Here is a 20,396-nt window from a genome sequence, read left to right on the forward strand (position 1 = left end):
CCCTGCCCGAACGGGCGTGCCCGCGCCGGAACCTGCCCCCATGCAAAACCCTGATCATGACCCCGGTAGCGCCCTGGCCATTCGCACTCAATATCGGCAGTCGCAAAGTCGCGCCGCGCGGCTGCGACTGCTGGTGGATACCGGCCAGGAGCTGACCCAACTGGCTCCCGAGGCCATGCGCCAACGGGTGCTGCAACGGGCCTGCGCCTTCCTGGCGATGGACCATGCGCTACTGCTGGAATGGGACATGGATGCGCAGGTCCGGACCACCGCCAGTCACGGCAGCCGTGATCGTTTGCACAGCCTCGAGCACCTCGCCGACACCGCAATGTGCGCACCGCAATGGCAGGAACAGCCGAGCGCGGATCTGCCCAATGTGTTGCGGGTGCCTTTACGCGGTGGCGATGGTGCCGCCTTCGGTGCGTTGGTGCTGGCCAACAGCGTCAGCATCAGCGCACCGGACACTGAAGACCTCGAATCCCTGCAACTGCTCGCCACCCTGCTCGCCGCGCACCTGGAAAACCAGCGCTTGCTCGACGCATTGGTGGCCCGCGAGCGCACCATGTCCGATCTGGTCCACAGACTGTTCCGGGCACAGGAAGACGAACGCAAACGCATGGCCTACGACCTGCACGACGGCCTGGCACAAACCCTTGCCGGGCTGCATCAGCGCCTGCAAGGTTTTGCCGGTCGCTGCCCGCCATTGCCCGATGAACTCGGTGCGGACTTACAGACGATTCTTCAACTGGCCCAGCATTGCGTCGGTGAAGGCCGGCAATTGATCCGTGGCCTGCGTCCGACGGTGCTCGACGACTTTGGCTTGCTGAAAGCGGTCGACAAAGAGGCCGATCGCCTGCGCGAGGCCGGGATCAAAGTGAACTGGAGTGCACGTTGCGAAGCACGTTTGCCCAGCCAGGTGGAGATCGCCCTGTTCAGGATCGCCCAGGAAGGCATCAACAATATTCTCAAACATGCGCAGGCCAGCCACGTCGTGCTGGCGCTGCAACTGCATGACGGACACGCCTCGCTGCGGGTGGACGATAACGGCCAGGGCTTTGCCATGGAACAACCCCTCGATACCTGCGGCGCCCGGCACCTGGGGCTTGCCGCGATGCAGGAACGCGCGAGCCTGCTGGGCGGCGAGTTCACCTGCATCAGCCATGCGCACGGCGGAACGCAACTGCGCGCCACCGTCCCCTCCGGCCTGAATGGAACCCCTCAATGACTGACGTTATACGACTGGTGGTCGCGGACGACCATGAAGTCACGCGCACCGGCTTCGTCTCGTTGCTCGCCGGCCTGACGCAATTCGAAGTGGTCGGCCAGGCGTGCAATGGCCAGCAAGCACTGGACTTATGTGAACGTCTTTTGCCCGACATCGTCATCCTCGACATCCGCATGCCGGTGCTCAACGGGCTGGGCGCCGCACGCCTGCTTCAAGAGCGCCTGCCGAGCCTGAAAGTGATGATGTTCACCATGGACGACAGCCCCGATCACCTTGAAGCCGCCATGAACGCCGGCGCCGTGGGCTATCTGCTCAAGGATGCCAGTCGCCACGAAGTGATCGACGCCTTGCAACGTGTCGCCGCCGGCGAGCAGGCCCTCAACAGTTCAGTCAGCGCGCAGTTGCTGCGCCGCCTGACCGAGCGCAACGCCAGCGGCGCTGCCCCCGTAACCCTGACCCCACGGGAACGCCAGGTGCTGGGGCTGGTGGCCAGCGGCATGAGCAACCGTGAAATAGGCGCAAAGCTCGGCATCACCACCGGCACGGCCAAGGCCCACGTGGAACGGGTCATCAGCAAACTCGGCGCCGCCGACCGCACCCAGGCCGCTGTGCGTGGCATTGCGCTGGGTCTGGTGACCCAGTCATGAAAGCGTCAAGCGCCCGCCGCTGGGCCGATCTGCCGTTACGCGGCAAAGCCCTCGTGGTGATTTCCCTGCCGTTGGTGATTCTGTTGCTCTCGCTGGTGCTGATCTACACCACCGAACGGCAGACCGCGCGCGCGGAAGAAGACGTGCGCCGCGTGTTGCTGGTGCAAGGCGATATTCAGGCGGTGCACACCCTGCTCGCCGAGGCCGCCGCCAGCGTGCGCGGCTATCTGCTGACCCATCGCGAGGATTTCCTGCCAGGTTACCGGCAAGCCAAGCCCCTGATCGAATCGGCCCTGCAGCGGCTCGACCGCAACGTTCGCGATCAGCGGGTGCGTAAACATCTGGAGGCGATCACGCCGCTGATCGACACCAAGGTCGAAGGTCTGGTTGAACTGCTCGATGATCGCAACGCAACCCCAGAGTCGATCACCACGATCCTGATCAACAACAAACATGTCCTCGACGAATTACGCGAACGCATCAGCGCCATGCGCACGCTTGAGGACACCCTGCTGGCCGAGCGCACCGCAGCGGCGGCCTCCACTCGACAGCGCCTGTTGTTCTCCACCTTGCTGGCCGCCGTTTGCGGGTTGTTCGGCGCCATTGTCGCGGTGCTGTTTCTGTCCAAAGGCATCGTCGCCCGAGTGCAGCAGGTTCAGCGCAACGCCCAACGGCTGGCACTCGGTCAGCCGTTATTGCCGCAACCGCCGGAGAACGATGAGATCGGTCAATTGGGCACGCGCCTGGTCGAGGCCGGGATGTTACTGGCCGAACGCGAACGAGCCTTGCGCGACAACGAAGAACGCTTGCGGCTGATCATCGACGGGGTGAAGGACTACGGTATTTTCGCCCTCGACACACGCGGCTTCGTCACCAGTTGGAATGCCGGCGCCGAACGGATCAAGGGCTACACCGAACAGGAGATCGTCGGCCAGCATTTCTCGGTGTTTTATCTGCCGCAAGAATGTCCGCAGCATCCCGACATGGCGCTGCGCGAGGCCACACGCAATGGTCATTACATGGAGGAGGCCTGGCGTTGCCGCAAGGATGGCAGCCGCTTCTGGGCCAGTGTGGTGATTACCGCGCAGTACGACAGCAGTGGCGCCCTGCGCGGGTTCTCCAAGATCACCCGCGACATCACCGATCGCCGTGTTGCCGAGATCGCGCTAAGTACTGCGCGGGAAGAAGCGGAACGCGCCAGCCGCGCCAAAAGCGAGTTTCTGTCGCGCATGAGCCACGAACTGCGTACTCCGCTCAACTCGATTCTCGGCTTCGCGCAACTGCTGGATATGGATTCGCCCAAAGGGCAGCGGGCGCAGATCGGTCACATCCTGCGGGCCGGGCAACACCTGCTGACCCTGATCAACGAAGTGCTGGACATCGCCAAGATCGAAGCCGGGCGGCTGCCGCTCAACGTTGAGGCTGTGCCCCTGGCGGTGGTGCTGCAAGAAGCCCTGACGCTGGTGTCGCCCATGGCCTGCGACGCCGGCATTCAACTGGTGGAACTGCCGATGCTGGCCGCCGACAGCGGGATCGTCGCCGATCGGCAACGGCTGGTTCAGGTGCTGCTGAACCTGTTGTCCAACGCGATCAAATACAACCGGCCCCAGGGTCAGGTGCACATTGAGGTCAGGGTTCATCAACAACGAATTGCAGTATCGGTCTGCGATACCGGCAAGGGCATTGCAGCTGATCGGCAGGACCAACTGTTCAAGCCGTTCGAACGCCTGGAGACCGACCCGAACGTTGAAGGCACGGGCCTCGGCCTGGCGTTGAGCAAAAGTCTTCTGGAAATGATGAACGGCAGCCTGACCGTCAAAAGCCAACCCGGCAACGGCTCCAGTTTCACCCTGGAGCTACCCTTCGAACGATTGCCGTCAACCACTGAGCCACCTGCGGCACTGATCAGCCCGCCAACCGCAACACCCGCCCTCGCCGCCCCCGATTACCAGGGCAAAGTGCTGTGCATCGAAGACAATCTGTCGAGCCTGGCTCTGATCGAAACCCTGCTGCAGCGACGGCCACACATCCAGTTGCTCTCAAGCATGCAGGGGCAAATGGGCCTGGACCTGGCCCGGCAACATGCACCGCAGCTGATTTTGCTGGATGTGGCGCTGCCGGATCTTGACGGTTTCAACGTTCTGCAGCGCTTGCGTCTGTCCTCCAGCACCCGCGCCACGCCCGTGCTGATGATCACCGCCGATGCCAGCGACCTCACGCACCAGGCCTTGCTGGAAGCAGGAGCGACCGCGGTGCTGACCAAGCCGATTCATATTCCTTCATTCCTCGCCCATCTTGACCAGCACCTACCGGAGCCCGTGTGAACACCGACCTGCGCATTCTGATCATCGACGACCAACGACCCAACCTCGATTTGATGGAGCAGTTGCTGGTCCGCGAAGGCCTGACCAATGTACTGAGCAGCACCCAGCCGCTGCGAACCCTGGACCTGTTCAACAGCTTCGAGCCGGATCTGGTGATTCTCGACCTGCACATGCCGGAGTTCGACGGCTTTGCCGTGCTCGAACAGCTCAACCGGCGCATTCCAGCCGGCGAATACCTGCCGATCCTCGTGCTCACCGCCGACGCCACCCGCGATACCCGCCTGCGCGCGCTGGCCCTGGGCGCCAAGGACTTCATCAGCAAGCCATTGGACGCCCTGGAAACCATGCTGCGGGTCTGGAACCTGCTAGAGACCCGCGCACTGTATAAAGCCCTGCGCACGCTGGTCCCTGCGGATCAAATCGAGTTGCTGCGTCAGTTAAGGCCGCAGCCAGTTAGCTGATTGCAGGGGCGGAATCACTGACGATTTGCCGCTGAAAGCCGGATTGCGTAGCTGGCTTGGCGTCTTCACGACTGGCGGCTGCAGAAAGCCCAGCAAGGCCCGCTGCGTGTCATGCCAGGCCGTGGGGTGTTCCATGTCGAGGAAATGCCCGGTGTTCTCGATGGTCTGAAACTGCGCCTTGGGGGTATGCGCCGCAAACAGACGGGCGTCTTCCACCGAGGTGTACTCGTCCCATTCACCATTGATAAACAGCAGCGGGACTTCGATGGCATCGGCACAAGACACGTAGCAGTGGGTGTCCTGGGTCAGCACCTCATTGACGTGGAAATGCATCTGACGGTATTCGTGTTCGTCCAGGCTGCTGACATGGCGCTCATTGAAACGCTTGAACAGCGACGGCAGGTGCTTGCCGATCGTGCTGTTGATCAAACGCCCGACGTTGCGCCGATCGCAGGCATGGAGAAAGTGCCGCCCGCTCTCCAGATACTCACGCATCGGTGTGTTGATCCGCGCGGCGAATGAACTGATCACCGCCTTTTCGATCCGGCGGGGCCGCTGGGCCAGCGCTACCAAGGTCGCCGCGCCGCCCCAGGAAAAGGACAGCACATGCTGGGCGCGAAAGTGCTCGATCAACTCCAGCAGTATTTCGGCCTCGTCTTCCTTGCGGATCGGTTGGTCATGCCGGTTGTGTTGTTTCGATTGACCGGCGTAGGGCTGATCGTAGAGAACCACATTGAAGCGTGGCCGCAGGTAACGCACCGTTTGCGCAAAGGATGCGGTCGTTGCCAGCGAGCCATTGACCAGAATGATCGTCTTGTCAGCAGCGGCGTTGAGATAGTGCTCGGTATAAACCTTGTACTTCTTACCAATCTCGACGATGGCAGTTTTCGGCATCATTTCATTCTATTCCTTGAACAAATTGGACCAGACACACAGCGTGATCGACTGTCCGGCTTCCTCCGGGCAAGCCTGACAGCACAAACCAGCGACAACGGTACAAGGGCGCTGAGATGAACGCCATGACCAATGAGTCACAACCCGACCAGCGGTTTCCAGTTAAGCAGGAATTCTCCCGTGTGCAAGCTCACAAGCTCGAAAGCATCTGCCCAGACGCTTCGCCGGCATCAGCCTATGCTTGTTGATTGCCCCACCCTTTTCATCTGCCCAACAAGGAGTTGAAAAATGTCGCTAACGCTTTACTACCATCCGCTGTCGTCGTACTGCCACAAAGTGCTCATCGCGCTTTACGAAAACGGCATCAAGTTCGACAGAAGAATCATCGATCTCACGGACGCCGCCGACCGCGCAGAGCTTCAGGCATTGTGGCCAATCGGAAAATTCCCGGTACTTCGCGATCATGCTCGTCAACGTAATCTGCCGGAGTCCAGCGTCATCATCGAGTACCTGGATCGCCTGTATCCAGGTGAACAGCGCCTGGTTCCGGACGATTGGGAGACCGCGTTGGAGGTGCGCTTATGGGACCGGTTTTTCGACAATTATCTACAAACGCCGGTCCAACAGATTGTCAGTGATCGACTACACGCGACCAACGGTGATTTGACCAGGGAACGGGCCACACTTGCGACGGCGTACGGCATGCTCGAGCGCCGAATGGCGTCCAGGATCTGGGTGGCCAGCCCGGACTTCAGCCTGGCCGATTGTGCCGCCGCCCCGGCGCTGTTCTATGCCTGCACACTGGTGCCGTTCCCCGACGACTACCAGCACTTGAGCGCCTATTTCGACCGGTTGATACAGCGACCGTCATTCCTGCGTGTGATCGACGAAGCCAGGCCCTGGTTTTCGTTTTATCCGTTTGCGGATCGCCTTGCACAACGGTTTCGTGAGGCGCCGGATAATGCATGACCAGTCATTGGCCGCAATGCGATCCGTAGACAACCCGGCGTTTGCGATGTTGCTGAAGGGGATTCGCAAGGCTGTGCGGGAGGGATGGGGGTCGTAGGAACGGCCCCTGCGACCGGCGGTTTACCGTTGCGCCAACTCATGCCGGATGCATTGCTCATAATACGTTTGCTTGATGCCGGCAGGCTTGAGACGCGAAGGGCTGTTATAGGTTTGCTCCGTGATGCCCATGGCCGTCATGCGCATCCACGGCCGGGGAAACTTGCGCGATTGCAGCTTCTTGCGTGCTCCGTAAAGCGTAAGCCCGGAAAGTTTCGAGGCTTGCGCGCCCTCGGCTATTTCCGAGCCCCAGCTGCATACATAGCGAGAGTTCTTGCTCAGTTCCTTTGCCTGGGCTCCAAACGAGATAACCACCAGGACAAACGTTGCAGTCATCCATACCAAAGTCCGCATATCGCCAATGCCTAACCTGCTGAAAAGAAAGCGAGTTTGACAACGAACCAGAGATCGGGGGGCCAGCAGTTTGCCTCATTTCATCACTGATTCTCTCTGCCAGGCCCGATGTAAAAGATCGATGACTTCCTGGTCCGACGTCTGAGTAAAGTCCGTGTACCAATGGCCGATCGATACCAGCCAATCGGGGGTGAGCGGGCAAATCAGCTCGTCCACTTCGTCGCGCAGTGCCTCTGCCGTTTCCATGGGGGCCACCGGCACGGCGACGACGATGCGCGATGGTGCTTGCAAGCGCACGGCCTGTATCGCAGCCATCATCGTGGCCCCTGTCGCCAGGCCGTCGTCGATCAGAATCACCACCTGATCCTTGAGTGCCAAAGGCCCGCGGGATACCCGGAATAGCTGCTCGCAACGCAACATTTCCTGCGTTTCCTTCGCCACCACCGCGTCGAGCGTACGCTGGTCGATGCCGTTAGCCCGCAGCGCATCGTCATTGACGATTTGAATACCACCGCTGGCGATAGCACCCATGGCGAATTCCTGGTGGGACGGCACCCCGAGCTTGCGGACCAGCATCAGGTCCAGGCGAACCTCCAGGGCCGTGGCCACTTCATAGGCGACCGGTACGCCGCCACGGGGCAAGGCCAGGACGATGACATCGGCTCTTTTGGCGTATTTAAGCAGCGACTCCACCAGGCTTCGGCCGGCATCAACCCGGTCATGCAAGATGGTTTGCAATGAAGGACTGTGATTCATCTGAAAACCTCCCGAAACGGGCAAATCGACTTCGCCAAGGATGCTCGCACTACACCGCCAGAATGCTGCAAGGCACCTGATACAGAATATGTTCGGTCGTGCTGCCGAGCAGTTTCTCCAGGCTGCCGTACTGTGTTCTACCCATCACGATCACATCTATCTGGTGTTCGTGGGCGAACTCACTCAGCGCCGACACCGGATGCCCCGTGATGAAATGCCGGCATTCAGGGGGCACGCCGAACCGGGCGGCCAACTTGAGGAATGAGGTTTCCAGGTCCTTGCGCAATTCCCGGGTAAGCTCCGATAGCGTCAGGCCACCGCCCAGATCCGCCAGAAAAGCGGCCGGGATGTCACATGCGTACAGCAGATGCAACTCGGCATTGCATTGCAGCGCAAGGGTAGAGGCCTGCAGGATGATCCGGTCATTGAGTTCGCTGTTCGAAGGCTCGGTATCGACAACATCAACCGCGGCCACCACCTTCTGCGGCAAGGCATGGCTTTCGGCGCCCACCAGATAGACCGGCACCGGACAATGGCGCAACAATCGCCAGTCCAGCGGCGTAAAGAACGCGCGCTTGAGCACGGGCTCATGCTGGACTTGCTTGATCAACAGATCGGGGTGCATTTCCGTGACGTGATCAAGGATGTCCTGGCGCATGTTGTCGGCCCAGGCGACCTCGGTTGTCACCTCGATCCCCCTGCCCTGCATTTTTTCCGCCTGTTCCTTGAGCCAGTCGCGGTGTTCCTGCAGGTAGCTCGCCCGAGCCACTTTCCGGTCGCCTTCTTCAAGTAACGACAGAATGTCCAACGAGGGGATCAGCGCAGCAATATGCAAACTCGCTCCACTGGCCTTGGCCACGGCAGCGGCATGGTTGAGCGCGGGAGACTGGCGCAGGAGCGGGTTGATGATCAGTAATAACCGTTGATACTGGCTCATGATCTGACTCCGGACAGCGATGGTGTTTTCGCCAGGCCAACAACCCGGCTTCAGCCCAGACTCCCCCCTTAAAGTCTCTTGGGCCTTGATTTATATCAATCCCCTGTGGGCGTCATGGAAGGTGCCCACTTGGGAAAGAATAGTTCACAACTGTGTTGTGCATCTGGTGCCGGGCTCGTGTGGCGAGGGGGTTTGTATGTGACTCGAAAATGGGTCACCCAGTCCCAAGAACAAACAACTCCAACATGGCCTCGACAGCATGCACCCGCAAAGACTGACCCTGCACAATGAGTTGCACGCGCGCCCTTCGCTGTATTTCGACGAACCCGCCCACGTGTTTCATCTGGCGTTTCTGGCTAATGACGGGCAATGCGACACCCTGCTGAGTCGCTGCTGCCCCGGCCCCGTCGACCCGGATGCGGCCCAGGGCATCACCAGGCTGGAAGGGCATGCCTTGAAGTGGGAGCGGCACGCTGAGTTCCTGACGCTGACACTGGTGGTGCCTTCTTCCAGTCAGGAGCCTGACTGGAGCCAGCCCCCCAAGACCTTGATGGACCGCGTCGAACCCTTCATGCAGCACGTGATCAACGCCGTGCAGATTGTGGTGCGCAACGATGCGTCGTTTTCCGGCGATCTGTCGGCTTATGGATTCAAAGACCCTTGCGGCTCATGCATCGGCGGTGGCGATGCGACGGTCTGGAGCGATTTTCGCCTGAGCGAGGACGGCACTAACCGTTTCCTGTTCGTCAACAAGCGCCTGAATGCCTATCGCCAAGGCCGGATGATCCGCCGTCTGCTGGAAATCGAAACCTACCGCATGATGGCGTCGCTTTCCCTTACCACCGCGAAAACCTTGAGCGCTCAGCTCAACGTCTTCGATAAGACATTGGTCAACCTTTCGGAACGTAACGCCGGCCCCGATACCGGCAATGCGAAAGCGTTGTTGACTGATATCGCCAGTTTGTCGGCGCAAGTGGTCAGCAGCACCGCGAAAACTAGACACCGCTTCAGCGCCACCCAAGCGTATGCCCAGCTGGTTTTCGAGCGTTTGGGCGAACTCAGGGAAACTCACGTGGGCGATTGCCAGCGACTCGGGATCTTCATCGAAAGACGCTTCAAACCTACCGTCAGGTACTGTGACGTCACCGAACAGCGCCTGGAGCAGCTGGCCAAAAGCGTGGCCAACCTCGGGGATCTGCTGCAGGCGCGGGTGCAGGTTGAAATGGAAGAACAGAACTCGGAAATCCTGAGCAGCCTGAACGCTCGCGCCGATACCCAAATCAAAATCCAGCGTGCGGTCGAAGGCTTGTCGATTATCGCCATCACCTATTATTTGCTGAGCCTGTTCAAGCTGTTCTACTCGGGCCTGCACACCCTGGGCGCGGACATTTCCGCGCGGGACGCCATGCTGGCCATGACCCCGCTCGCGCTGTGCATCCTGCTGTTTATTTTGATCAGGATCAGAAAAGCTAAAGAACATTGATCGATCGGCTGGCGGCGTTCAAGGCTTGCGCAACAGGTAGGTATCCATGATCCACCCGTTGGCCAACCGCGCCGCCTTGCGCACCCGCTCAATTTCATCGGCCACGTCTTTGAGCTTGCCGCTGATCAGGATTTCATCCGGCGTCCCCAGATAGGCCCCCCAGTAAATGTCTGTCTCCTGATCAGCCACGTGATGGTAGGCATCTTGCGCATCCAGCATTACCACCAGGCTGTCGGCATCGCTTACCTGGCCGGCCGCCAGCCGTCGGCCGGTGGTGATTTCAATCGAGCGGCCGATGCTGTTCAGCGGCACCTTATGTTGCGCCGCCAGCGCCTGCACGCTGGTGATGCCAGGGATCACCTCGAATTCGAACAGACAACGACCGGACGCCAGAATCGCCTGCAGGATCCGAATGGTGCTGTCGTACAACGCCGGATCGCCCCACACCAGAAAACCGGCGCACTGGTCGTCGGTCATTTCCTCATCGATCAGCCGCTCGAACGTCTGCTGCTTGGCACGGTTCAGGTCTTCAACGCTGGCGTTGTAGTCCACATCGCCGCGCTCACGCTCAGGGCTATTGGCTTCAACGAAGCGGTAGTCGTGATCGGTGATGTAGCGCTCGCAGATCTCGCGACGCAGGTCGATCAGTTTGTCTTTGCTCTGGCCCTTGTCCATGAGGAAAAACACGTCGACCCGGTTCAGCGCCTTCACCGCCTGCATCGTGATGTAGTCGGGGTTGCCGGCGCCGACACCAATGACCAGAAGTTTTTTCATCACAGCGCTCCTTCAGGGTCCATGCCCGTCAAGCGTAGCCGCCAGCGACCGTTGAACCGCAATTCGATGGCCGACAACGGTTCGACGTCGATCTGGTTGAACGCCGCACCCTGCAACACCTGCATCAGCGCGGCGCGAATGACAAACGGATGGGTGATGGCAACGATATGCTCCGGTGTCGCCTCAAGGGTCTTCAACCACGCGGCTACCCGCTCACCGAGCTGCGCCACCGATTCTCCACCGTGGGGCGCCGACGTCGGGTCGCTGAGCCAGGTCTGAAGCGTCTCGGGTTCGGATGTTTGCAAGTCGTCGATCGACGTGCCCTTCCAGCGTCCGAAATCGCAATCCCCCAGTGCCGTGACAATCTCCACGTTGTCGCCAAACAGCTCAGCGGTTTGCCGGGTCCGCCGTTCAGGGCCGCAGAGTAAACGGGGGGCTCGCTTGAACAGACGACAGCGCGAGCCCTTCGCCGATTGCCAATCCATTTCCACGGGTTCATTCGTAGGAAAACGCGCCAGTTTCTGTGCGACGGTTCGAGCGTGGCAAATCAGGGTCAAGCGGGTTGCCTGCACGAAGGTTCTCTCTGTCGATGGGATGAAAGATGGCACGATGCCGCGAACAATCGGTTCATTGTGCCGCAAGAAACGCACTCTGGGCGCCTTGCTTGTAGCAGCTGCCGAGCCTGCGAGGCTGCGTTCGGCCGCGTAGCGGTCGTAAAATCAGGCACTGTGATCCGTCAGGCACACTGTGCACTCAGGGTTTACGACTGCTTCGCAGCCGAACGCAGCCTCGCAGGCTCGACAGCTGCTACCAGCGAACGCAGCCTCGCGAGCTCGGCAGCTGCTACGGCGTGGGCTCACAACGCCCATTTTATTCCTGAGCTGGGTCGATATCTCACACCTCTATGGGCGATGTCCTACAAAGCCTGTCGACATCCACTCAGCCCCGCACGCACGGGGGTTTTGCCCCATTTTAGTGCTTTCAAAATCCGCACAAAAATTAACTAGACATGTAGCACACGTTACATAAATACTAATTTAGCGTTTTATGAAATGAAACCGACATACCCATCCAGCAGGAGCCCGGATGCCCCCTCTCAGAGACCTGATCACCGAGCCCGGCCTGGACTTCACGCCGTCGGAACGCAAAGTCATACGTGCCTTGCTGGACCAGTACCCGCGTAACGGACTGGGCCCGATGTCACGCTTGGCCGAACATGCCGGTGTCAGCGATCCGACCATCGTGCGGCTGGTAAAAAAGCTGGGTTTCAGCGGTTACGCCGATTTTCAGGAAGCCTTGCTCAGTGACATGGATCACCGCCTGCGCTCCCCCAGCACCCTGTTGCAGCCCCGCGCCCAACTCAAGAAAGATGACCCCTGGAGTCATTATCTGGCAGACAGCCATCGGGCACTGGTAGAAACCCAGGCGCTGACCCAGCCCGAAGATGTGCGGATTCTGGTGGAGTGGCTGCTCGACACCCGCCACCAGGTCCACTGCTTTGGCGGTCGCTTCAGCAGTTTCCTCGCCAACTATTTGCTCAATCACCTGCGCCTGTTGCGGCCCGGCTGTTTCGCCCTGGAAGACAACGCCCAGTTACCGGACCGGTTGTTTGACGTGCAGCGTCAGGACGTATTGCTGGTGTTCGACTATCGCCGCTATCAGTCCCAGGCCCTGCGGGTCGCCAATGCCGCGAAGAGCCGACATGCGCGTGTCGTGCTGTTCACCGACATCTACGCATCACCGCTGCGGGAAATAGCTGACCTGATCATCAGCGCACCGGTGGAATCGGCGTCGGCCTTCGACTCGATAGTGCCGGCGCTGGCCCAGGTTGAAGCACTGATTGCCTGCCTGACCCTGCGCAGCCCCGATCTGGCCGATCGCCTGGAAGGCATCGATGCCCTGCGAGCCGACTTCGACACTCACCTGCTGGAGGATAAATAAGGATGTTCATGCTCCCCCACCATTCGCCCCGGGACTTGCCGTTTGCCGCCGACCACACCGCGCTGTTGCTGGTGGACATGCAACGTGCCTGGCTCGAACCGCAGTTCGACCCACACCTCAACGAGCCGGATGCCGACTACTTCCTGACCCGAGCCCGCACGCAGGTAGTGCCCAATCAACGCAGGCTGCTCGATGCCTTTCGCAGCGCACGGCAAAACGTGTTGCACACACTCATCGAAAGCCTCACCGCCGATGGCCGCGACCGTTCGCTGGACCACAAACTCTCGGACATGCACCTGCCCAAGGGCAGCCCGCAAGCGCAAATCATCGAAGAGCTGACGCCGACCGAAAACGAAATCGTGCTGCCCAAGACCTCTTCCGGGGTGTTCAACTCCACCAGCATTGACTACGTGCTGCGCAACCTTGAAACCCGCCACCTGATCATCGCCGGCATCGTCACCGACCAATGCGTCGACATGGCCGTGCGCGACGCCGCCGACCGTGGCTATCTGGTAACGCTGGTCGAAGATGCCTGCGCCACCTACACCGAACAGCGGCATCACGCCTGCCTGAACGCCATCAAGGGCTACTGCTGGATCACCGACACCCAGACTGTGCTTGGCCGGTTGCAGGAGATGCAGCCATGAGCGAACGCCTGTCACCCCTGCCCATGACCACCATTGTCACCACCGACCTGATCGGCGTGACACGCGGCCGTTCCTTCCCCACCGACGAACTCGATGCCTATCAAGTGGCCGGTTGCGGCTGGGTGCCGGCCAATAGCGCCCTGACCCCGCAAGACATCATCGCCGCCAGCAACCCTTGGGGCGCTTATGGGGATTTACGGCTGATTCCAGACTTGAGCAGCCGGGTGACCGTCAACAACGGCCCGGATGCCGACGCCCCGGCGCTGGACTTCATTCACGGCGACATTCGCGAAACCGATGGCCGTCCGTGGGGCGCCTGCCCTCGTACGCTGTTGCGCAACGAAGTGGAGCGCTATCGCGACGAGTTGGGTTTGCAGATCAACGCCGCGTTCGAACACGAATTCAACCTCGACAGCGGCGCGGCGGAGCACCTGGCGTTCTCTCTGGAAGCCCAGCGCCAAGGCGCCGAATTCGGCGGCTGGCTGCTCAGTGCACTGCGAGCCGGCGGCGTCGAACCGGAAATGTTCCTGCCGGAATACGGCAAGCACCAATACGAAATCACCTGCCGCCCGGCCCTTGGTGTCGCCGCCGCCGACCGCGCGGTGAACGTGCGCGAGATCACCCGTGAGATTGCCCGGCAAATGGGCCTCAACCTGAGTTTCGCCCCCAAGACGGCCGAGCATGCCGTGTGCAACGGCGTGCATTTGCACGTGAGCCTGCAAGACATGGCCGGCCAACCGGTGATGTATGACGCTGGCACCGCCAACGGCCTGTCGACCCTCGGCCAGCATTGGGCCGCCGGCGTTCTGCATTACTTGCCGGCGCTCTGTGCGTTCACCGCGCCAACGCCGGTTTCCTATGAACGCTTGCAGCCCCATCACTGGAGCGCTTCCTACGCCTGCCTCGGCCAACGCAACCGCGAAGCGGCGCTGCGGATTTGCCCGACCGTCAGCCTGGGCGGCAAATCCGTGGCGATGCAGTACAACCTGGAATTTCGTGCCATGGACGCCACCGCCTCACCGCACCTGGCCATGGCTGCATTGCTGATCGCCGGGCGCCTGGGTATCGAGCAGCGCCTGGCGTTGAACGCCATCACCGATGAAATCCCTGACTCCCTGAGCGAAGAGCAACGCCAGGCCCGCGGCATCGTCGCCCTGCCCGCGTCGCTGTCCCGGGCACTGGATTGCCTGCGCAACAACGAGGCGCTGATCGAAGCCCTGCCGAGCGCGTTACTGGACACCTACTTCGCCCTGAAAACCGAGGAACTGACGCTGACGGAGCAGCTCTCGCCCGCCGACCTCTGTGAGCACTATGCGCGCCTGTACTGAATCCGCCGAACTGGGCCTCTACACCCGGCCTGCCTACACCCTGAGCCGGGAAGCTTCCGAGCACCCGCTGATTCTGGTGTGTGAACACGCCAGTCGTTTTATCCCGGACGGGTTAAACGACCTGGGCCTGAGCGACGAGGCCGCCCGCGAACACATCGCCTGGGACATCGGCGCCCTGGCACTGGCCGAGGGTTTGGCCGAAGCGCTGGGCGCGACCCTGTTGGCGGCCAACTATTCGCGGCTGTTGATCGACCTCAACCGCCCGCGCCACGCGCCGGACAGCATTCCGTTGCAGAGCGAGATTTATCAGGTGCCGGGCAATCGCGATCTGGATGAGGCCACCCGTGAATACCGCCGGCACTGCCTGTTCAAACCGTTTCATGCACGCCTGCAAACCTTGATCGACGCCCGTGTGGAGCAAAATAAACCGGTTCGAGTGGTGGGGATTCACAGTTTCACGCCGATATATTACGGCCAGCCACGACCGCTGGAAGTCGGTGTGTTGTACGGCCAGGCCACGGAGTACGCCCAGCGAATGATCGACGGCCTGAGCCGGCACCCATTGAAAGTCGCCGGTAATCAGCCATACAAAGTCGATCCGCTGGGTGACATGACCGTACCGGTTCACGGCGATGCACGCGGGCTGGACTCGGTGCTGATCGAGGTGCGCAACGACCTGCTGCGCACCTCTGAGGACGTCAGTCGCTGGACCGACTATCTGGCGCCGCTGCTATAGCAAAAGCTTCAAACTCGCAGCGTGTAGCTGCTTATATCAAGGAGAACGGCTTCATGGACATTGAAGAATTCGGCTACAGGCAAGAGTTGAAACGTAGCCTGTCACTGACCGACCTGGTGGTGTACGGGATGATCTTCATGATCCCCATCGCTCCGTTCGGCGTGTATGGTTACGTCAACGCCGAAGCACCCGGCATGGTGCCGCTGGCCTACATCATCGGCATGGTGGCGATGCTGTTCACCGCCCTCAGTTACGGCAGCATGGCCCGGGCCTTTCCGGTGGCGGGCTCGGTGTATTCCTACGCACAACGCGGCCTCAACCAACATGTCGGGTTTATCGCCGGCTGGTTGATGCTGCTCGATTACCTGCTGATTCCGCCGCTGCTCTACGTATACGCGGCGATGGCGCTGAATCATTTGTACCCGGACATCCCGAAAGTCGGCTTCATCCTGGCTTTTCTAGCCAGCGCCACCTTCGTCAACCTGCGGGGCATCACCTTCACCGCGCGGATGAACATCATCTTCCTGCTGGCGCAACTGGTGGTGCTGGGGATCTTCCTGTTCTACGCCTGGACTGCCTTGCACAGTGGCGGCGGTAACGGTCAGCTGACCCTGGCGCCGCTGTACAACCCCGAAACCTTCAACTTCGCCCTGCTGATGCAAGCGGTGTCGATTGCGGTGCTGTCGTTCCTCGGTTTCGATGCCATTTCCACCCTCGCCGAAGAGATCAAGGGTGATCCGGGCCGCAGTGTCGGCAAGGCTGCGCTGATTACGCTGCTGGTGATGGGCGTGATCTTCGTCGTGCAGACCTGGATCGCCACCGACCTGGCCGCCGGCCTGGGCTTCAAGTCCGCCGACACCGCGTTCTATGAAATCGCCGAAATCGCCGCCGGTAGCTGGCTGGCCACCCTGACCGCCGTGGCCACCGCGCTGGCCTGGGGTGTGGCGGTCGCCATCACCTCCCAAGCGGCGGTTTCGCGACTGCTGTTCGGCATGGCCCGAGACGGCAAACTGCCAAAAGTGCTGGCCAAAGTGCACCCGAAACACAACACACCGTACTTGAGCATTTATCTGGTGGCGGTGCTGTCGCTGGTGATCTGCTACCTGTTCATCAACTCGGTGGACACCCTCACCTCCCTGGTGAACTTCGGCGCCCTGAGCGGCTTCATGCTGCTGCACCTGACCGTGATCAACTACTACTGGCGCCGGCAGCAATCCGGCCAGGTGATCCGTCACCTGATCTGCCCGGTCATCGGCTTCATCATCGTCGCGGCCATCATGTACAACATGGGCGTCGATGCGCAGAAACTCGGCCTGATCTGGATTGCCCTGGGCCTGGTCTATCTGTTCTTCCTCAACAAACTGGGTGCCAGCACCGCACTGCCCGACCCAAGCAACGGCTGACAAGAAAAAGAGCAACGTCTGACATGATTTCAGGCGACTGCCGATTTAACGCGTGGAAACCGACAGTGATAGTCAGGTTCGGTGCAAGCCGCCGAACCATTTGATACAGGAGTATGTCCATGCTGGTCTTACGTCCAGTCGAGTTAACCGACCTGCCCCAGTTGCAGCAGCTGGCGCGCGACAGTCTGGTGGGGGTCACGTCCTTGCCGGACGACACCGAACGCCTGAGGGAGAAAATTCTCGATTCCTGTGCTTCGTTCGAAAAAGACGTCCAGGGCCAAGGCCCGGAGAACTATTTCTTCGTGCTGGAAAACCTGACGACTCGCCGTCTGGTCGGCTGCTCGGAAGTGCTCGCCACCGCCGGGTTCGGCGAACCGTTCTACAGTTTGCGCAACCGCCATTTCACCAGCGCCTCACGGGAGCTGAACATCGAGCATGGGGTGCCGGCGTTGTCGTTGTGCCAAGACCTCAGCGGTCACTCTTTGCTGCGCGGTTTCCATATCGACTCGGCACTGGAGCGCACGCCATTTTCCGAGTTGCTGTCCCGGGCGCGACTGCTGTTCATCGCCGCCCACCCGGCACGTTTTGCCGAAGCGGTGATCACCGAGCTCGTCGGTTACAGCGACGAACAGGGGCAATCGCCGTTCTGGGATGCGCTGGGCAAGCATTTCTTCGATTTGCCTTACGTCGAGGCCGAGCGGCTTTGCGGCCTGCAGAGCCGGACATTCCTCGCAGAATTGATGCCGCAATACCCGATCTACGTGCCGATGCTGTCGCAGGCTGCGCAAGATTGCATCGGCCGGATCCACCCCGATGGCCAGGAGGCCTTCGACATTCTGGAGCGCGAAGGCTTCGAGACCAACAGCTACATCGACCTGTTCGACGGCGGCCCGACGCTGTACGCCCGCACCTCAAGCATTCGTTCCATCGCCCAGAGCCAGGCCGGCACGGTGCAGACGGGCTCGCCCATCGACGCCCGTGGCAGTTACCTGGTGAGCAACGATTCGTTGAAGGGCTACCGCGCCATCGTCGCCGAGCTGGACTACAGCGCCGGGCAACCTATCGCCTTGAGCGCCGAGATGTGCGCGGCCTTGAACGTGACCGACGCCAGTGCAATCCGGCTGATCGCCCTGTGAGCGGCAACCGGCCCCGAGCCCAACGACAGCGCCCGAGCAGGCGCGAAGAAGGAGCTGCATCATGATTTTGCGCCCGGTTCAAATGACCGACCTGCCCGCTTTACTGGATTTGGTACAACGGGCCGGCCCCGGGTTCACTACCCTGCCGGCCAACGAAGAGCGCCTGACCCACCGGGTGCGCTGGGCCCAGCGGACTTTCGCCAAGCAGGTCGAGCGCGCGGATGCCGACTACCTGTTTGTGCTCGAAGACGATGATCAGCAAGTGGTCGGCGTCAGTGCCCTGATCGGGGCCGTCGGTCTGCGTGAGCCCTGGTACAACTACCGGGTCGGGCTCACGGTCAGTTCATCGCCGGACCTGGGCATTCAGCGCCAGATCCCCACGTTGTTCCTCAACAACGAAATGACCGGGCAATCGGAAATCTGCTCGTTGTTTCTGCGACACGATCAACGTTATGGCAGCAATGGTCGATTGCTGTCGCTGGGGGGGCTGCTGTTCGTTGCCGAATTCCCCCAGCTGTTCGGCGACAAGCTCATCGCCGAACTGCGCGGCAGTGCCGACGAACATGGCTGCTCACCGTTCTGGGACAGCCTGGGCCGGCACTTCTTCAAGATGGATTTCAGCCATGCCGATCACTTGTCGGGGCTGGGCAGCAAAGCGTTCATCGCCGAACTGATGCCGCGCCAGCCGCTCTACACCTGCCTGCTCACCGAACAGGCCCAGGCGGTGATCGGCAAGCCCCACCCCAACACCGAACCGGCGCTGAAGATCCTCACCGCCGAGGGGTTTGCCCATAAGGGTTACATCGACATCTTCGACGCAGGCCCGGTGATCGAAGCCCCGGTGTCGAGAATCCGCGCGGTGCGCGACAGCCAATCACTGGTGCTGGCCATCGGCACGCCCGACGACCAGGCCCCGGTATGGCTGATCCACAACCGTCGCCTGGAAAACTGCCGCATCACCACCGCCCGGGCGCGGCTGGTGGGCAATAGCCTGGTGGTCGACCGCCTCACCGCCAAACGCCTGCAATTGCAACCCGGCAGCTCGGTACGCGCGGTGCCGCTGCGCAACCAACAGCAGCAAGCGGTAGCGGCGTGAGCTGTAGCCGCTGGCGAAGCCTGCGTAGCAGTCGTAACACCTGCCAATTCGGTCTTTCAGACTGATCGCTGATTTGCGCATGACTTCTGATCTGATGGCGAGCGCTTCGCACTCGAACGCAGCCTTCGGCAGCTGCTACAAAGGATCGCGTGAAGACCAGCATTGGTGTCAATCCAGATGATGTGCCCTTGCCAAAAAAATTCGTCATCATCCTTTACCCGCCCGCGTGATAGCCTTTTGTTCCTTCGGCGTTGACACTTTTGCTCAAGCCCTTCCATTCCTTTATATGGTGGAACTCGTATGTCCAGGCTTTCTCACCAAGATTTACGCCGTAATTTCCGCCAACTGCTCTCATCCAACACCTGCTACCACACCGCCTCGGTCTTCGATCCGATGTCGGCACGCATCGCCGCCGACCTGGGTTTTGAGGTGGGAATCCTGGGTGGTTCGGTGGCGTCGTTGCAGGTATTGGGCGCCCCCGATTTTGCGTTGATCACCCTCAGTGAGTTCGCCGAACAGGCCACCCGCATCGGTCGAGTGGCGCAATTGCCGGTCATTGCCGACGCCGACCACGGCTACGGCAACGCGCTCAATGTCATGCGCACCATCGTCGAACTCGAACGCGCCGGCGTGGCCGCCCTGACCATTGAAGACACCCTGCTGCCGGCGCAATTCGGTCGCAAGTCCACCGACCTGATCACGGTCGCCGAAGGTATCGGCAAGATCCGCGCGGCGCTGGAAGCCCGGGTCGACTCGGAAATGGCGATCATCGCCCGCACCAACGCAGGGATCCTGCCGGTCCAGGAAATCATCAGCCGCACCCAGCATTACCAACAGGCCGGGGCCGACGGGATTTGCATGGTGGGCGTGCAGGATTTCGATCATCTGGAACAGATCGCCGAACACCTGAGCGTACCGCTGATGCTGGTCACCTACGGCAACCCGTTGCTGCGCGACGACAAACGCCTGGCCGAATTGGGCGTGCGAGTCACCATCGACGGCCATGGCGCCTACTTCGCCGCCATCAAAGCCACTTACGACAGCCTGCGCGAACAACGCCAGATTTTCACCCAGGCCTCCGACCTGAACGCCACCGAACTGACGCATACCTATACGCAGCCGGAGGACTACATTCGTTGGGCCAAGGAGTTCATGAGCGTTAAAGAGTGACGGCACAAGCGCCCTCACC

General features: G+C 60.8%; 20 protein-coding genes. 14 read left to right on the forward strand and 6 right to left on the reverse strand.

Translation table 11 applies throughout. The features are described from left to right. Positions 1-40: 40 nt before the first annotated feature. The 4 genes from AC1DQM_RS03870 to AC1DQM_RS03885 are packed head-to-tail and all read left to right on the forward strand — an operon-like array spanning position 41 to position 4,657. On the forward strand, positions 41-1,225 hold the full coding sequence (locus tag AC1DQM_RS03870) for a sensor histidine kinase (protein ID WP_018929001.1): 1,185 nt from the start codon (positions 41-43) through the stop codon (positions 1,223-1,225). Further along, positions 1,222-1,872, forward strand: coding sequence for a response regulator (locus AC1DQM_RS03875; protein WP_138867453.1), 651 nt, complete (start codon positions 1,222-1,224; stop codon positions 1,870-1,872). Before AC1DQM_RS03870 ends, AC1DQM_RS03875 begins: the two co-directional genes overlap by 4 nt. Continuing rightward, a complete protein-coding gene (locus AC1DQM_RS03880) occupies positions 1,869-4,196 on the forward strand; it encodes an ATP-binding protein (RefSeq protein WP_138867452.1) in 2,328 nt (775 codons plus the stop codon). The genes AC1DQM_RS03875 and AC1DQM_RS03880 overlap by 4 nt, the downstream gene beginning before the upstream one ends. Continuing rightward, entirely contained in the window at positions 4,193-4,657 is a 465-nt protein-coding gene (locus tag AC1DQM_RS03885) for a response regulator (RefSeq protein ID WP_018928998.1), read from the forward strand. The genes AC1DQM_RS03880 and AC1DQM_RS03885 overlap by 4 nt, the downstream gene beginning before the upstream one ends. On the opposite strand, the gene AC1DQM_RS03890 is transcribed toward AC1DQM_RS03885, so the two are convergent. Further along, positions 4,634-5,554: an alpha/beta fold hydrolase gene (locus AC1DQM_RS03890; protein WP_086945588.1), complete on the reverse strand. Its 921-nt coding sequence runs from the start codon at positions 5,552-5,554 to the stop codon at positions 4,634-4,636. The genes AC1DQM_RS03885 and AC1DQM_RS03890 overlap by 24 nt on opposite strands. Positions 5,555-5,839: 285 nt before the next feature. On the opposite strand from AC1DQM_RS03890, the gene AC1DQM_RS03895 reads away from it, so the two are divergent. After that, positions 5,840-6,520 (forward strand): glutathione S-transferase family protein, encoded by a 681-nt coding sequence (locus AC1DQM_RS03895; protein WP_138867451.1) that lies wholly within the window; start codon positions 5,840-5,842, stop codon positions 6,518-6,520. A 120-nt stretch (positions 6,521-6,640) separates the two neighbouring features. Here AC1DQM_RS03895 and AC1DQM_RS03900 read toward each other — a convergent pair whose 3' ends face one another. From AC1DQM_RS03900 to AC1DQM_RS03910, 3 genes are all read right to left on the reverse strand, one after another. Continuing rightward, positions 6,641-6,970, reverse strand: a complete 330-nt coding sequence (locus tag AC1DQM_RS03900; RefSeq protein WP_111453226.1) for a hypothetical protein — start codon at positions 6,968-6,970, stop codon at positions 6,641-6,643. A gap of 75 nt (positions 6,971-7,045) precedes the next feature. Further along, the gene (locus AC1DQM_RS03905; protein WP_230139140.1) at positions 7,046-7,726 is read right to left on the reverse strand and encodes a phosphoribosyltransferase; all 681 of its coding nucleotides are present in this window, start codon (positions 7,724-7,726) and stop codon (positions 7,046-7,048) included. Between the two features lie 49 nt (positions 7,727-7,775). After that, positions 7,776-8,663 (reverse strand): universal stress protein, encoded by an 888-nt coding sequence (locus AC1DQM_RS03910; protein WP_230139139.1) that lies wholly within the window; start codon positions 8,661-8,663, stop codon positions 7,776-7,778. A 259-nt stretch (positions 8,664-8,922) separates the two neighbouring features. Here AC1DQM_RS03910 and AC1DQM_RS03915 point away from each other — a divergent pair, with 259 nt between their 5' ends. Beyond that, positions 8,923-10,146, forward strand: a complete 1,224-nt coding sequence (locus tag AC1DQM_RS03915; RefSeq protein ID WP_019651636.1) for a DUF3422 domain-containing protein — start codon at positions 8,923-8,925, stop codon at positions 10,144-10,146. Positions 10,147-10,164: 18 nt separating this feature from the next. On the opposite strand, the gene cobF is transcribed toward AC1DQM_RS03915, so the two are convergent. Both cobF and AC1DQM_RS03925 read right to left on the reverse strand, forming a co-directional pair. After that, positions 10,165-10,920 (reverse strand): precorrin-6A synthase (deacetylating), encoded by a 756-nt coding sequence (cobF, locus tag AC1DQM_RS03920; protein ID WP_230139138.1) that lies wholly within the window; start codon positions 10,918-10,920, stop codon positions 10,165-10,167. Further along, positions 10,920-11,492 carry a histidine phosphatase family protein gene (locus tag AC1DQM_RS03925; RefSeq protein ID WP_230139136.1) on the reverse strand — a complete coding sequence of 191 codons (573 nt, stop codon included), beginning with the start codon at positions 11,490-11,492 and terminating at the stop codon, positions 10,920-10,922. The genes cobF and AC1DQM_RS03925 overlap by 1 nt, the downstream gene beginning before the upstream one ends. Positions 11,493-12,006: 514 nt before the next feature. Here AC1DQM_RS03925 and AC1DQM_RS03930 point away from each other — a divergent pair. From AC1DQM_RS03930 to AC1DQM_RS03965, 8 genes are all read left to right on the forward strand, one after another. Beyond that, complete coding sequence (locus AC1DQM_RS03930) at positions 12,007-12,861, forward strand: MurR/RpiR family transcriptional regulator (RefSeq protein WP_018928989.1); 855 nt, start codon at positions 12,007-12,009, stop codon at positions 12,859-12,861. 2 nt (positions 12,862-12,863) lie between these two features. Then, the gene (locus tag AC1DQM_RS03935) at positions 12,864-13,508 is read left to right on the forward strand and encodes a cysteine hydrolase family protein (protein ID WP_064617612.1); all 645 of its coding nucleotides are present in this window, start codon (positions 12,864-12,866) and stop codon (positions 13,506-13,508) included. After that, the gene (locus AC1DQM_RS03940) at positions 13,505-14,836 is read left to right on the forward strand and encodes a type I glutamate--ammonia ligase (RefSeq protein ID WP_230139135.1); all 1,332 of its coding nucleotides are present in this window, start codon (positions 13,505-13,507) and stop codon (positions 14,834-14,836) included. The genes AC1DQM_RS03935 and AC1DQM_RS03940 overlap by 4 nt, the downstream gene beginning before the upstream one ends. Next, the gene (locus tag AC1DQM_RS03945; protein ID WP_230139134.1) at positions 14,820-15,572 is read left to right on the forward strand and encodes an N-formylglutamate amidohydrolase; all 753 of its coding nucleotides are present in this window, start codon (positions 14,820-14,822) and stop codon (positions 15,570-15,572) included. Before AC1DQM_RS03940 ends, AC1DQM_RS03945 begins: the two co-directional genes overlap by 17 nt. A gap of 53 nt (positions 15,573-15,625) precedes the next feature. After that, complete coding sequence (locus AC1DQM_RS03950) at positions 15,626-16,975, forward strand: APC family permease (protein ID WP_086945596.1); 1,350 nt, start codon at positions 15,626-15,628, stop codon at positions 16,973-16,975. Positions 16,976-17,094: 119 nt separating this feature from the next. Continuing rightward, positions 17,095-18,111, forward strand: a complete 1,017-nt coding sequence (locus AC1DQM_RS03955) for an arginine N-succinyltransferase (protein WP_230139133.1) — start codon at positions 17,095-17,097, stop codon at positions 18,109-18,111. Positions 18,112-18,172: 61 nt separating this feature from the next. Next, positions 18,173-19,207: an arginine N-succinyltransferase gene (gene astA / locus AC1DQM_RS03960; protein WP_230139132.1), complete on the forward strand. Its 1,035-nt coding sequence runs from the start codon at positions 18,173-18,175 to the stop codon at positions 19,205-19,207. 300 nt (positions 19,208-19,507) lie between these two features. Then, the gene (locus AC1DQM_RS03965; protein WP_230139131.1) at positions 19,508-20,377 is read left to right on the forward strand and encodes an isocitrate lyase/PEP mutase family protein; all 870 of its coding nucleotides are present in this window, start codon (positions 19,508-19,510) and stop codon (positions 20,375-20,377) included. Positions 20,378-20,396 lie beyond the last annotated feature (19 nt).

It is taken from the genome of Pseudomonas sp. 01L34, from assembly GCF_056400265.1.